Annotated in this window: 12 protein-coding genes; 3 read left to right on the forward strand and 9 right to left on the reverse strand. The window is 68.3% G+C overall.

Annotated features, from left to right (window positions below; all coding sequences use genetic code 11):
- Positions 1-11 precede the first annotated feature (11 nt).
- Complete coding sequence (gene cysE / locus AC3EF3_RS06125; protein WP_488531270.1) at positions 12-785, forward strand: serine O-acetyltransferase; 774 nt, start codon at positions 12-14, stop codon at positions 783-785.
- Positions 786-1,027: 242 nt separating this feature from the next.
- On the opposite strand, the gene mog is transcribed toward cysE, so the two are convergent.
- Both mog and yjgA read right to left on the reverse strand, forming a co-directional pair.
- On the reverse strand, positions 1,028-1,627 hold the full coding sequence (gene mog, locus AC3EF3_RS06130) for a molybdopterin adenylyltransferase (RefSeq protein WP_488531271.1): 600 nt from the start codon (positions 1,625-1,627) through the stop codon (positions 1,028-1,030).
- Positions 1,614-2,243: a ribosome biogenesis factor YjgA gene (gene yjgA / locus AC3EF3_RS06135; protein WP_488531272.1), complete on the reverse strand. Its 630-nt coding sequence runs from the start codon at positions 2,241-2,243 to the stop codon at positions 1,614-1,616. Before yjgA ends, mog begins: the two co-directional genes overlap by 14 nt.
- A gap of 26 nt (positions 2,244-2,269) precedes the next feature.
- Between yjgA and pmbA the strand changes: the two genes are divergently transcribed.
- A complete protein-coding gene (gene pmbA / locus AC3EF3_RS06140) occupies positions 2,270-3,643 on the forward strand; it encodes a metalloprotease PmbA (RefSeq protein ID WP_488531273.1) in 1,374 nt (457 codons plus the stop codon).
- On the opposite strand, the gene AC3EF3_RS06145 is transcribed toward pmbA, so the two are convergent.
- The 4 genes from AC3EF3_RS06145 to AC3EF3_RS06160 form a co-directional block, all read right to left on the reverse strand.
- Positions 3,640-4,086: a GatB/YqeY domain-containing protein gene (locus tag AC3EF3_RS06145; RefSeq protein WP_488531274.1), complete on the reverse strand. Its 447-nt coding sequence runs from the start codon at positions 4,084-4,086 to the stop codon at positions 3,640-3,642. The genes pmbA and AC3EF3_RS06145 overlap by 4 nt on opposite strands.
- Positions 4,087-4,167: 81 nt before the next feature.
- Complete coding sequence (gene rpsU, locus AC3EF3_RS06150) at positions 4,168-4,380, reverse strand: 30S ribosomal protein S21 (protein WP_012346814.1); 213 nt, start codon at positions 4,378-4,380, stop codon at positions 4,168-4,170.
- Positions 4,381-4,520: 140 nt separating this feature from the next.
- Positions 4,521-5,726 (reverse strand): BaiN/RdsA family NAD(P)/FAD-dependent oxidoreductase, encoded by a 1,206-nt coding sequence (locus tag AC3EF3_RS06155; RefSeq protein WP_488531275.1) that lies wholly within the window; start codon positions 5,724-5,726, stop codon positions 4,521-4,523.
- A gap of 90 nt (positions 5,727-5,816) precedes the next feature.
- On the reverse strand, positions 5,817-7,115 hold the full coding sequence (locus AC3EF3_RS06160) for a M20/M25/M40 family metallo-hydrolase (protein WP_488531276.1): 1,299 nt from the start codon (positions 7,113-7,115) through the stop codon (positions 5,817-5,819).
- A gap of 105 nt (positions 7,116-7,220) precedes the next feature.
- Between AC3EF3_RS06160 and AC3EF3_RS06165 the strand changes: the two genes are divergently transcribed.
- Positions 7,221-8,132 carry a LysR substrate-binding domain-containing protein gene (locus tag AC3EF3_RS06165; RefSeq protein ID WP_488531277.1) on the forward strand — a complete coding sequence of 304 codons (912 nt, stop codon included), beginning with the start codon at positions 7,221-7,223 and terminating at the stop codon, positions 8,130-8,132.
- A 7-nt stretch (positions 8,133-8,139) separates the two neighbouring features.
- Here AC3EF3_RS06165 and cobA read toward each other — a convergent pair whose 3' ends face one another.
- Genes cobA through AC3EF3_RS06180 form a run of 3 tightly spaced genes read right to left on the reverse strand, consistent with a single transcriptional unit; the run spans position 8,140 to position 12,659 of the window.
- Complete coding sequence (cobA, locus tag AC3EF3_RS06170; protein WP_488531278.1) at positions 8,140-8,925, reverse strand: uroporphyrinogen-III C-methyltransferase; 786 nt, start codon at positions 8,923-8,925, stop codon at positions 8,140-8,142.
- Positions 8,922-9,854 carry a DNA-binding protein YbiB gene (ybiB, locus tag AC3EF3_RS06175; RefSeq protein WP_488531279.1) on the reverse strand — a complete coding sequence of 311 codons (933 nt, stop codon included), beginning with the start codon at positions 9,852-9,854 and terminating at the stop codon, positions 8,922-8,924. Before ybiB ends, cobA begins: the two co-directional genes overlap by 4 nt.
- A 39-nt stretch (positions 9,855-9,893) precedes the next feature.
- Positions 9,894-12,659 carry a nitrate reductase gene (locus tag AC3EF3_RS06180; protein ID WP_488531280.1) on the reverse strand — a complete coding sequence of 922 codons (2,766 nt, stop codon included), beginning with the start codon at positions 12,657-12,659 and terminating at the stop codon, positions 9,894-9,896.
- Position 12,660 lies beyond the last annotated feature (1 nt).

Genomic DNA, 12,660 nt, shown 5'->3' on the forward strand with positions numbered 1-12,660 from the left:
AGTCCAAGGTCATGTTCCAGAGCTTGCGTTCCGACGTCCAGTGCATCCTCGACCGCGATCCTGCCGCGCGCAGCACGTGGGAGGTGGTCACGTGTTACCCGGGGCTGCACGCGCTCGTCATGCACCGGATGGCGCACTGGTTCTGGAGGCATGGGCTGCGCTGGCTGGGCCGCTTCACGTCGCACATCTCGCGCTGGCTCACGGGGATCGAGATCCACCCGGGCGCGGTGATCGGGCAGGGCGTGTTCATCGACCACGGCATGGGCGTCGTGATCGGCGAGACGGCGGAAGTCGGCGACAACTGCACGATCTACCAGGGCGTGACGCTGGGCGGCACCTCGCTCTACAAGGGCGAGAAGCGGCATCCCACGCTCGGCAGGAACGTCGTCGTGAGCGCCGGCGCCAAGGTGCTGGGCGGCTTCCTGGTGGGCGACAACGCGAAGATCGGCAGCAATGCCGTGGTGATCAAGCCGGTGCCTGCCGGCGCGACGGCCGTCGGCATCCCGGCGCGGATCATCCAGGCCGAGGACGGCAAGCGCCGCGAGGCCGTGGCCGCGAAAATGGGTTTCTCCGCCTACGGCATCACGGAAAGCGACGACCCGCTGTCGCAGGCGATGAAGGGCCTGATCGACAACGCCGCCTCGCAGGAGCACCAGATCGCGCTGCTCTGGCAGGCGATCGAGAAACTCTCGTCGATGGGCAGGCAAGGCGAATGCGTGCCCGACGAGGCCGCCCTGAAGGAGCACTTCGAGGCGGACAAGCTGACGCAACTGGTGGGCAAGTAAGTTTTCGGTGCGGGGTGCTCGCATCAGGCGGTGCCCGTCAGTCCTCATCTAGAAATCGGCCAGCCGGGCACCGCCTGACGCGAGCGACGCGCCGCAGTCGATCGAACCTCCCCGAATACCCGCGATGCAGGGTTGGCGGTCGGGGAGGGCTTTTCGCAGGGCCATTCGCGTACCCCAGCGGGCAGTTCTGGCGCGATGGTGGCGGCAGGGCGTGGCCTCAAAATCTGGACTATCGCCTCCGGCTACGTGCTGCGCGCCGGGCGGATGGCCGATTTGGGCCTGAACGCCTTGCACACGTCCTCGTGGGTCTCGAGGTAGGGCCCGCCGATCAGGTCCACGCAATAGGGCACCGCGGCGAAGATGCCGGGCACGACTTGTGCGCCCTCGGCCTTGAGCCCCTCGAGCGTCTCCTGGATCGATTTCGGCTGACCCGGCAGGTTGATGACCAGGCTCCTGCCGCGAATCACGGCGACCTGCCGCGACAGGATCGCCGTCGGCACGAAGCGCAGGCTGATCTGCCGCATCTGCTCGCCGAATCCGGGCATCTCCTTGTCGGCGATGGCGAGAGTCGCTTCGGGCGTCACATCGCGCGGCGCCGGGCCGGTTCCGCCCGTGGTGAGCACGAGCGAGCAGCCCGCATCCACGAGTTCGACCAGGGCCCGGCTGATCACGTCTTTCTCGTCGGGGATCAGGCGCGCCTCGAACGTGACGGGGTTTTTCAACGCCTTCGTGAGCCAGTCCTTCAGCGCCGGCAGGCCCTTGTCCTCGTAGACGCCGGTCGATGCACGGTCGCTCACCGACACGATGCCGATCTTCACGGGGTCGAATTCATTCGTCGTCATCACTGTCCTCGGCGGAGAGCTGTTCCTTCACGAGCTGGAAGATCTCGCGGTACGCGCGGCCGTGGCGCGGCGCGAGGCCCCGGGAGACCGCGTCCGCGTCGTGCGGCGTGTCCTTGCGCGCCTGGCGCACCAGCGCGCGCAGCTGCTGCGTGTCGGTGCCGGGAAAGCGTGTGAGCCAGAGCTGCAGCGCGTCGTCTTTCCCGATGAGGTCGTCGCGCCACTTCTCGGCTTCGTGCAGCGCCAGCGCTTCCTTCGCCGATCCCTTGTTCTGCACGTCGAGCGCGTCGCGGATCGCCGCCAGCTGCTCCTCGTCCAGTGCGCGCATCAACTTGCCGACGTATTGCGACTGGCGCCGGCGGCCTTCGAAATTGGTGATTCGCTTGAGTTCGTCTAGCGCTTCGAGCAACTTGTCGGGCAGGGCCAGGCCTTCGCGCAGGTCCTCGCGAAGGGTCAGCAGCGCTTCGCCCAGCTTTTGCAGCTGCTCGCTTTCGCGTTTCAGGTCGGTCTTGCTGGTCTCGGTGCCCTTGAGCTCAGCCTTGAGCTCCAGGTCGAGTTCGCTGCCTTCGGCGACGAAGGTGCCGCGGACCCAGTAGCCCTTCTTCGGTTTGCGTGACATAGGCGGCAAGTATCATAGCCGCCACCATGACAAGAACAGACCAGCCCGCCCGCGGCTTCAGCTACAGCCGCGCGCAATTCGAGGAACTCGTCGACACCGCACTCGCCCACGCCAGGAAACTGGGCGCGACCGATGCCGGGGCCGAGGCGTCCGAGGGCAGCGGGCTGTCGGTGTCGGTGCGCAAGGGCGAGCTGGAGAACGTCGAGCGCAACCGCGACAAGTCGCTGGGCGTGACGGTGTATGTGGGCAATCGCCGCGGCAATGCGAGCACGTCGGACTTCTCGAAAGCGGCGATCGAACAGACGGTGCAGGCCGCCTACGACATCGCGCGCTTCACGGCCGAAGACCCGTTCGCGGGCCTGCCGGACCCGTCGGACATTGCCCGGCCCGACGAACAGCCGGACCTGGACCTGTTCCATCCGTGGGACATCACGAGCGAGGAAGCCGCACGCATCGCGCTCGAATGCGAAGGCGCGGCCTTCGCCACCGACAGGCGCATCACCAACAGCGAAGGCGCGGGCGTTTCGGCGCAGCAGTCGCATTTCTTTTCCGCGCACACGCGGGGCTTTCGCGGCGGTTATGCCAGTTCGCGCCATTCGGTGTCGGTCGCGCCGATCGCGGGCAAGGGCGACGACATGCAGCGCGACGCCTGGTACAGCTCGATGCGCGACGCCCGCGAACTGGCCGAGCCGAAGGCCGTCGGCCGGTACGCCGCCGAGCGCGCGCTGTCGCGGCTGCATTCGCGCAAGATCGCCACGCGCGAATGCCCGGTGCTGTTCGAGTCTCCGCTGGCCGCGGGGCTGCTCGGTGCGTACGTCCAGGCCACCAGCGGCGGCGCGCTCTACCGGCGCAGCACCTTCCTGGTCGATTCGCTGGGCAAGAAGGTCTTTCCGGACCACATCGACGTGCTCGAGGACCCGCACGTGAGACGCGGCAAGGGCAGCTCAGCCTTCGACGAGGAAGGCGTGCGCACCAAGGCGCGCAAGGTGGTCGATGCGGGCCAGGTCGGCGGCTATTTCCTGTCGAGCTATTCGGCACGCAAGCTGGGCATGAAGACCACCGGCAACGCGGGCGGCTCGCACAACCTGACGCTTACCTCGCGGCTGACGCAGCCGGAGGACGACCTGGACGCGATGCTGCGCAAGCTCGGCCGCGGCCTGTTCGTGATCGAACTGATGGGACAGGGCGTGAACTACGTGACCGGCGACTACTCGCGCGGCGCGAGCGGCTTCTGGGTCGAGAACGGGAAGATCGCATACCCGGTCCACGAGATCACGATCGCCGGCAACCTCAAGGAGATGTTCGCCGGCATCGAGGCGATCGGCGCCGACGTGTACAACTACGGGGCGAAGAGCGTCGGCTCCGTGCTGGTCGGGAAGATGAAGGTGGCCGGCTCCTAGCCAGCCAGGGCCGCCTTCACCGCCGCCGACACCTGTCCCATGTCGGCCTTGCCCGCCAGGCGCTGCTTGGCGGCGCCCATCACCTTGCCCATGTCGCCGGGGCCCTTGGCGCCCACTTCGGCCACGATGGCCTTCACTTCGGCCGCGACCTCCTCGGCCGACAGGCGCGCGGGCAGGTAGGCCTGCAGCACGGCGACTTCGGCCTTCTCCTTGTCGGCGAGGTCCGTGCGGCCGGCCTTCTCGAAGGCCTCGATGCTGTCCCTGCGCTGCTTGAGCATCTTGTCGACGATGCCGACGACGGCCGCGTCGTCCAGCTCGATGCGCTCGTCGACTTCCTTCTGCTTCATCGCGGCCGTCAGCAGGCGGATGGTGCCCAGCCGCTCGGCGTCTTTCGCGCGCATGGCGGCCTTCATGTCGTCATTGATGCGGTCCTTGAGGCTCATGGTGTTCTCCAGAAGTCAAAAAGCCTGCCAGAGCGTCCCCGGGCAGGCTTTGGGTCTGCGCCCCGAGGGGGCAGGCGGTGGTCAGTACAGCTTCTTGGGCAGCTGCATGCTGCGCACGCGCTTGTAGTGGCGCTTCACAGCGGCCGCCTTCTTGCGCTTGCGCTCAGCCGTGGGCTTTTCGTAGAACTCGCGGGCGCGCAGTTCCGTCAGCAGGCCCAGCTTCTCGATGGTGCGCTTGAAGCGGCGCAGCGCCACGTCAAACGGCTCGTTTTCCTTGACTCGAATCGTCGTCATGAATCTTGATCAATGTGGCGGATGAAGATCGAAGACATCCACCGGGGTCCCCACCTGTAAGTTCGATCAGGCCGGTGGGGGTTTGCCAGCAAAGCCAGAGATTATAGCCTCAGGCCCGGAAGCGGCAAGACCGCCGGGTTTCAGGCCGTCAAGCCTTGGGCGCAGGCGAACGCGCTCGCCCAGGCCCACTGGAAGTTGTAGCCGCCCAGCCAGCCGGTGACGTCCACCACTTCGCCGATGAAGTACAGGCCGGGCTGCTTCGACTCGAGGGTCTGTTGCGACAGGTCGCGCGTGTCCACGCCGCCGGCGGTCACTTCGGCCTTGCGGTAGCCCTCCGAGCCCGAAGGCACCAGCTCCCAGCGCGCGAGGCGCTGCGCCAGTGCGGCCAATGCCTTGTCGCTGCATTCGTTCACGGGCCGTTGCCAGGCCGTGTCCTGGGCGGTCCAGGCGTCCGCGAGCCGTGACGGGACGAACTCGGCGAGCACATTGGCCAGCAGCTTGCGGGAGCCGGCCGCCTTGGCGCGCTTGAGCTCTTCCTCGATCTGCGCGCCGGTCGTGAGGTCGATGCGGATCGCGTCGCCCTCACGCCAGTAGCTGGAGATCTGCAGCACCGCCGGGCCGCTCAGGCCGCGATGCGTGAAGAGCAGGTCCTCGTGGAAGGTGGCGCGGTTCTTCCTGTCCCCGGTCTCGACCACGACGGGTAGGGCGAGCCCCGCGAGGCCCGAATACGGGCTCCAGTCCGCCCCTTCGAAGGTGAGGGGCACGAGCGCCGGCCGCGGCTCGACAACGCGCACCCCGAATTGTCTGGCGATGCGGTAGCCGAAGTCGGTCGCGCCGATCTTCGGGATCGACAAGCCGCCGGTGGCGATCACGACCTTGCTCGCTTCGACGCTGCCGCGATCGGTGTCGACGCGGTAGCGCGAACCGGCCGTTGCGATGTCGCGCACCGTGCAGGGTTGCCAGCGCACGACGCCACCGGCATCGCACTCGGCCACGAGCAGGCGGATGAAGTCCTCCGAGGAGCGGTCGCCGAACAGCTGGCCCTTGTGCTTCTCGTGGAACGGGATGCCGTGCCGCTGCGCGAGCGCGATGAAGTCCGATGGCGTGTAGCGCGCCAGCGCCGAGCGGCAGAACTGCGGGTTGTCCCCGAGGAAATGCTTGTGCGGCGCGCGCGGGTCGAGGTCGCGGTTGGTGAAGTTGCAGCGCCCGCCGCCGGAGATGCGGATCTTCTCCGCGATCTTCTCGCTGTGGTCGACGAGCAGCACCTTCAGGCCGCGCTGGCCGGCGACGCCCGCGCAGAAAAGCCCGGCCGCGCCCGCGCCGACGATCACCGCATCGAATTGCATGCGGCGAAGTGTAGAGGGGAGGTCATCCCTGCGAAGGCAGGGATCGCTGGCGATTGAACGCCAGCGTGGTCACGTCGACTGAGGAGTCGCCTACGGGCGGTCCAGCCGGCCCCGCGAGATGTCCATCACGAGGCGCGTGACCAGGTACAGGCGCGGCTGGATCGAGTCGAGCAGCACGTATTCCGCGTCGGCCGAGTGCGCGCCGTAGCCTTGCAGCCCGAAGCGCTCGACGACCCCGCCTTGGGTCTGCAGCCCGGCGAAAGCGGCGTCGGTCCCGCCGCCCGCGACCTTGTCGTCGGCGCCGAGGTTCAGGCCGAGTTCGGCGTAGATGTCTTGCGCATGCTTGGCCAGCGCGAGCCCCATGGCATTGGATTGCAGGGGCGGGCGCCGGCGTTCGAAGTGGAGGTCGACCTTGGCATCGGGCACGAGTTGCTGTTTGACCCGTTCCTTGGCCCGCGCTTCGACCCGGTCATAGTCCGCGACCCGGGTGACGCGCACGTCGGCCTGGGCGCTGGCGATGGCCGGGATGACGTTGCGGTTCGTGCCCGCCTGGGCCACCGTCCAGTTCATCTTCAGGCCGGTGGCGGGGTCGGACAGGTCCCGCATCTGCAGCACCTGGTGGGCCATCTCGTACAGGGCGTTGGCTCCCTTTTCGGGGGCCGAGCCCGCGTGCGACGCGCGCCCTTCGACCTTCAGATACATCGAGCCGATGCCCGCCGTGGCCAGCGACAGCTTGTCGTTGCCGGCAGAGGCGGCCTCGTGCGACAGGACGAAGTCGTGCTCGGCACCCAGCTTGGTGAGCAGCGCGCGCGAGCCGGGGGAGCTGATCTCCTCGTCGCCGTTGATCAGCACCGTGAGCGTGCCGTATTCCTTGAAACCGAGTTCCCGCAGCATCGCGATCGAATGCACGATCACCGCGATGCCCTGCTTGTCGTCGGAGATGCCGAGCCCCCAGGCCTTGTCGCCGTCGATGCGGAACGGCTGTTTCGCCAGCATGCCCCTCAGGTAGACGGTGTCCATGTGGGCGATCAGCAGGATCTTCTTGCGCCCGGTTCCCCTGAAGGTCGCCTTGACCATCGGGCCGATCTTCTCGGGCGTGTCTTCCATGCGGTAGATGGTCGGAGACGCCGCGCTGCCCGGCTCGATGATCTCGATGTCCCCGCCGAGCGCCCGCAACTTGTCCGCGACCAGGGCCGCCAGCCGGTCCAGGCCTTCGCGGTCGCGGCTGCCGGATTCGATGCCCACGAACTGCGACAGCGATTGGAGGAACGGCTCCTTCTGCGCGGCCGCGAGGGCCGCGATGCGTTCGTCGGGCGCGGCATTCGCCGCCAGGCCGGCAAGGGCCAGGGCCGTGAACAGGAGGGGGCGGAGGCTATGGGAGATCTGCATGGTCCGGGCTGTCGAAGAACAGCGCCTAGTCTGCCCAGCAACGAGCGGGGACACAAACGACAGGCAGGCATCCTTCCATGACGGCTGGTCATAATCGGCGCCGCCATGAAGTTGCATTCCCCTTCGATGCCGGAGCTCCACGCGTTCGTGATGGCCGCGCGCCTGGGAAGCTTCACCCTGGCAGCCCGCGAATTGAGCGTCACCCAGGGAGCGATCAGCCGTGCCGTGGCGCGGCTGGAGGAGCACTTCGGCGTGCAGCTGGTCCGGCGCAACGCACGGAAGATGGAGCTGACGCCGGCGGGCAAGGAGTTGTGTCGCGACATCGAGGCGCCGCTGGCCGCGATCGAGAACGCGAGCGCCCGCCGCCGCGTGCCCACCGGCGAGCTGGTCTTGTCGGCGGTGCCGACCCTGGCGGGGGCATGGCTGGTGCCGCGCCTGCCCGATTTCCATCGGAGGCATCCGGAAACGAGTATCCGGTTCGTGCCCTACCGCAAGGGCGAGGACTTCACGGGCAGCGAGCCGGACGCGGGGCTGCTGACCGGCACGGGCGACCAGTGGCCGGGACTCGATTGCACCTACGTGATCGGCCGCGAAGTGGTCCCCTTGTGCCACCCGGGCCGGATGCAGGCGCGCCGCTGGAAGCGGCCTGCGGACCTGGCCGGGGAGCCGCTGCTGTCCCACACGACCTCGCCCGAGCGCTGGTCCGAGTGGTTGGTCGCCGCCGGCGTCACGAATCCGCGGCCCAATCTGGCGGGCTCGTTCGATCAGGTGTCGATCCTGTTGCGCGCGGCGATCGCGGACATGGGCGTCGTCCTCGTGTCCCGCTGCCTTGCCCGCGAGGCCGTCGAGTCGGGGCGGCTCGTCATCCCCTTCGACCTTCCGATCGAGTCGGCCCGCGGGTTCTTCCTGTGCGCTCCGCCGCGCAGCGCGAACCTGCCCGCCCTGCGCGTGTTCCGGCAATGGCTGCTCGAGATGGCGGAAGAGGACCGTTCGCGGCCCTTGCAACCGCCTTCGTGAGCGGGTTTCAGCGCGCCACGGCGGCCCGCCGGGGGGCTTCCGCGACGGCGGCCACGCCCTTGATCACGTCGCCGACGACGATCACCGCCGGGCTCCCGAGGCCCTCGCGGGCCATAGTCGTTTCGAGTTCGGCGAGGGTGGTGACCGTCCCGCGCTGGTCGGGACGCGTGGCGTTCTGCACCACGGCGACCGGCGTGGCGGCGGGCAGGCCCGTGAGCAGCTCCTCGCGGATGCGCGCGGCGCCGCTCACGCCCATGTAGATCACGAGCGTCAACTTCGCGTCGCGCGCCGCCGCGGCGAGCGATCGCCAGTCCGCGCCTTCGGAGCCCGGATGCGCGTGGCCGGTGACGAACACGACGCCGTGCGCGTGGTCGCGATGCGTGAGCGGCACGCCGAGCGACGTCGCGGCGGCCAGGCCCGACGTGATGCCGTTGACGACTTCCACTGCGATACCGGCTTCGCGCAGGTGCTCCACCTCTTCGCCGCCGCGGCCGAAGATGAAGGGGTCGCCCCCTTTGAGGCGCACGACGTTCTCGCCTTCGCGCGCGGCCATGACCATCAGCTTCTCGATGAAGGCCTGGGGCGTGCTCTTGCAGCCGCCGCGCTTGCCGACGTGGACGATACGTGCGGCGCTGGGTGCCAGCGCCACGATCTCCGGGCTGACGAGGTCGTCCACCAGCAGCACCGTCGCGGCCTGGATGGCCTTCACGGCCTTGATGGTCAGCAGTTCGGGATCGCCCGGGCCGGCGCCGACGAGGGTGCACTTGCCCGGTTGGAATTGATGGGGATTCACCGCGCTGTCTCCTGTGAATTCGTTGCCCGAACCAAACGCAAGATATGTTCCATCTGCAGCCCGATCGGTGTCGGGACGGGCTGCTTGCCCGACAGGACGGCGCGGACATACGCAGCCGTCGTTTCGGGCGACAAGTCCTTCGGCAACTCCGGTATGTCGAAGAGCGATCCCTTCTGGCCGGCTTCCAGCGTCACGCGCCGGCCGCGCACGAAGCCCTCGAGCTGCGGTGTGCGGCGCGGATCGGCGACCGGCTCGCCTTCGGTGCCGCGCAGGAGCATGGCCGTCGCACCCATGAGCTCGAATACCGCGCCCATGGAAACGGCGTATTCGGGATGCGTGTAGCTGCCGACGATCACGGCCTCGCCGGCCGAAGGGTTCATGAGCTTGACCAGGCTGTGCGAGGAGTTGCGCAGGCCAATGGATTGCCGAACCTTGAGCAAGCGCGCGAGGTCCGGACTGAGCAGCTCGGTGGAAAGATACGCCACGTGGCCGGGTGCGATGGGGCCGACCTCGCTCCATGGCGCGATGTCCAGCGCCTCCAGCACCTGGGCCACGGTCACTCGCGAAATCGAAATCTCCGTGTGGGACCCATGGATCAGCACGGGCAAGCCTTCGCGCGCGAGCAGCAGCGCGAGCAGCGGCGTCAGCAACGGCAATTTGCGCGCACCGTTGTAGCTCGGCAGGACGACCAAAGGCAGGGCACCTGCAGGGACGCGGTGCATGCGTGCATAGGTCGCATCGAGAAAGCCGGCCATCTCTTGCGGCGTCTCGCCCTTGACGCGCATCGCGATGCAGAACGCGCCGACTTCGAGATCGCTCACCGAGCCGTCGAGCACCTGGCCGAACAGGTCCGCGGCCTGGTCGCGCGCGAGTGACCGCGCGCCATCCTTGCCGCGGCCGATTTCGCGAATGTATCTGGCGATGCCCATGGGAAGCCGCCATTGTCCCAGAGCGATGATGACTTCGAGCTATATGCTCAATTGAGGCTGCCCAGCCCGGACCATGCGCTTGAGCTCGGGCACGCAGGAGCCGCAGTTGGTGCCGCACTGCAGCCGCGCCTGCAGGCGCGCCAGGCGCTGCTCGTCGTCGCCCGTGCTCTCCGCCAGGCATGTGCGGATCTGCGTGTCGGTGACGTTGAAGCAGGTGCAGATCGCGCGGCCTCGCGAAGCCACTCCGGATGGCGGCTTGGCGCCGGGCGCCAGCAGCGCACGCCCGTACGACTGCGCGGGCAGCTCGTCTTCCAGCAGCGTCTTCATCCACGCCTGCGCGCTGGTGTCGCCCGCCAGCAGGAAGGCTTCGAGCCGCGCTTCGGCGCCGCGGCGCACCAGGCGCACCGTACGGCGCTGGCCCTTGCGCTTGTCCGCGTAGCGCAGCGCGTCGGAGACGTCGAGCCCGAACAGCGACTCGACCCGGGCGACGATTTCGTCGGGCGGCGCCTCGTACGCGGCCGCGCGCAGCAGCAGGCCGGTGCGTTCGTGACCGAAGGGCACGCAGGACGCGAAGGGGAACACGGCCATCGCGTGCCGCAGCTCCTCGCGCGCGGCCAGGGCCCGGTCCTCGGGGAGCCAGCCGATGGCGAGCAGGGTCCACGGCAGTTCGGCCTTCAGCACTTTCACGGCGGCGTGCTTGAGCTCGGGCTGCTTCGAGGAGGGACAGAACGCACCGGTGGTCAACGCATTCACGCCCGCGACGCGGTCGCCCGTGCTGGAGCAGCCGGAGAGGAACTCCGCGCCCCAGTGCATCGCGATGAATGCCTGCGTGAGCGCGACCTGCTCGCTCGCTTGCACCGGCAGGATCAGCGAGCCGCGGCGGCTGGTGACATGCACCAGGTCGCCGGCCTGGACGCCGCGCCGGTCCATGTCCAGCGGGTGGAGCTCCACCACGGGTTCGGGCACATGGCCGAACAGGCGTCCCAGCGTGCCGGTGCGGCTCATGCCATGCCAGTGGTCGCGCAAGCGTCCGGTGGTGAGCGCGAACGGATAGCGCGCGTCGCGCGGCTCGGCGACGGGCTGATACCGCACGTTGGCGAAGCGTGCGCGCCCGTCGGACGTGGGGAAGACGCCGTCTTCGTACAGGCGCGCTTTGCCGTGCGTCGTCCCCTCGGGCATCGGCCACTGCTGTGGGCTCGCGTCGATCAGCGCATAGCTCATGCCGGTGATGTCGAGGTCACGTCCACGGGTGGATTCGCGGTGCTCGTTCCAGATCGATTCAGGCGTCTCGTACGGAAAGAGCCTGGTGCCGGTGCCGAGTTTGCGCTCCAGCCGACGCGCGAAATCCACGGCGATCTCCCAGTCGTGGCGCGCGCTGCCCGGCTTGTCGATCGCGGGACGCACGCGGCTGATGCGGCGCTCGCTGTTCGTGACGGTGCCGTCCTTCTCGCCCCAGGTCGTGGCGGGCAGCAGCAGGTCGGCGTAATCGCAGGTCGCCGTGGTGGAGAAGGTCTCCTGCACGACGACGAACTCGGCGCGTTCCAGCGCGCGCCGCACCGTCGCCTGGTCGGGCATCGATTGGGTGGGGTTCGTGCAGGCGATCCACAGCGCCTTGATCTCGCCGTCGGCCGCGGCCTGGAACATCTCCACGGCCGTCTTGCCGGGCTTGTCGGGAACGGAAGGCACGCCCCACAGCGCCGCGACTTCGGCGCGATGCTGCGGGTTCGCGAGGTCGCGGTGGGCCGAGAGCAGGTTGGCCAGCCCGCCGACTTCGCGCCCGCCCATGGCGTTCGGCTGGCCGGTGAGCGAGAAGGGCCCGGCGCCGGGTCGGCCGATCTGCGCGGTGGCGAGGTGCAGGTTCACCAGCGCCGCGTTCTTCGCCGTGCCGCTGGTGGACTGGTTCAGGCCCTGGCAATACAGGCTGAGCGTCGCGGGCGAGCGTGCGAACAATTTCGCCGCCTCGAAGAGCGCGTCCTTGCTGATGCCGCACACCTGCGAGACGAGCTCGGGCGTGCATTCGCGCACGGTGGTCTTGAGTTCGTCGAAGCCGTTCGTGTGGTCGGCGATCCAGTCGGGTGTGGTCCAGCCCTCCCACAGCATCACGTGCAACATGCCGTGGAACAGCATCACGTCGGTGCCGGGCTGGATCGCGAGGTGCAGGTCGGCCACGTTGGCCGTCTCCGTGCGACGCGGGTCGGCCACGACGATCTTCAGCGAAGGATTCGCCTTCCTGGCATCTTCGATCCGGCGGAACAGGATGGGATGCGCCCAGGCCGTGTTGCTGCCCGCGATGAAGATGCAATCGGCGTGCATCACGTCGTCGTAGCAATTGGGCGGCGCGTCGGCCCCCAGCGTCTGCTTGTAGCCCGCCACCGCGCTGCTCATGCACAGGCGCGAATTGGTGTCGACGTTGTTCGTGCCGATCAGGCCCTTGGCCAGCTTGTTGAAGACGTAGTAGTCCTCGGTGAGCAGCTGGCCCGAGATGTAGAAGCCGACCGCGTCCGGGCCGTGCTCGCGGATGATGCGCGCGAAGCGCTCCGTCGCCAGGCCGAGTGCGCTGTCCCAGGCGATGCGCACGGGACCGCTGCCGCGCTGCTCGCGCATCATGGGATGCCGCAAGCGGACCTGCTTCGTCACCGAAGCGGCGGCCGTGAGGTGCAGCGTCGATCCCTTCGTGCACAGGCGCCCGAAGTTCGCGGGGTGCTCCGGATCGCCGCGCACGCCCACGATCTGGTCGCCCTGCGACTGGATGACCACGCCGCAGCCCACCCCGCAATACGGGCAGGTGGACCTTGTCTCTTTCATG

This window comes from Ramlibacter sp. GS1-15 (assembly GCF_057785015.1).

Excerpts from the sequence above, each read along its gene's own strand:
- cysE (WP_488531270.1), top strand. The coding sequence starts at position 12 with ATGTTCCAGAGCTTGCGTTCCGACGTCCAGTGCATCCTCGACCGCGAT.
- mog (WP_488531271.1), bottom strand. The coding sequence starts at position 1,627 with ATGACGACGAATGAATTCGACCCCGTGAAGATCGGCATCGTGTCGGTG.
- yjgA (WP_488531272.1), bottom strand. The coding sequence starts at position 2,243 with ATGTCACGCAAACCGAAGAAGGGCTACTGGGTCCGCGGCACCTTCGTC.
- pmbA (WP_488531273.1), top strand. The coding sequence starts at position 2,270 with ATGACAAGAACAGACCAGCCCGCCCGCGGCTTCAGCTACAGCCGCGCG.
- AC3EF3_RS06145 (WP_488531274.1), bottom strand. The coding sequence starts at position 4,086 with ATGAGCCTCAAGGACCGCATCAATGACGACATGAAGGCCGCCATGCGC.
- rpsU (WP_012346814.1), bottom strand. The coding sequence starts at position 4,380 with ATGACGACGATTCGAGTCAAGGAAAACGAGCCGTTTGACGTGGCGCTG.
- AC3EF3_RS06155 (WP_488531275.1), bottom strand. The coding sequence starts at position 5,726 with ATGCAATTCGATGCGGTGATCGTCGGCGCGGGCGCGGCCGGGCTTTTC.
- AC3EF3_RS06160 (WP_488531276.1), bottom strand. The coding sequence starts at position 7,115 with ATGCAGATCTCCCATAGCCTCCGCCCCCTCCTGTTCACGGCCCTGGCC.
- AC3EF3_RS06165 (WP_488531277.1), top strand. The coding sequence starts at position 7,221 with ATGAAGTTGCATTCCCCTTCGATGCCGGAGCTCCACGCGTTCGTGATG.
- ybiB (WP_488531279.1), bottom strand. The coding sequence starts at position 9,854 with ATGGGCATCGCCAGATACATTCGCGAAATCGGCCGCGGCAAGGATGGC.
- AC3EF3_RS06180 (WP_488531280.1), bottom strand. The coding sequence starts at position 12,659 with ATGAAAGAGACAAGGTCCACCTGCCCGTATTGCGGGGTGGGCTGCGGC.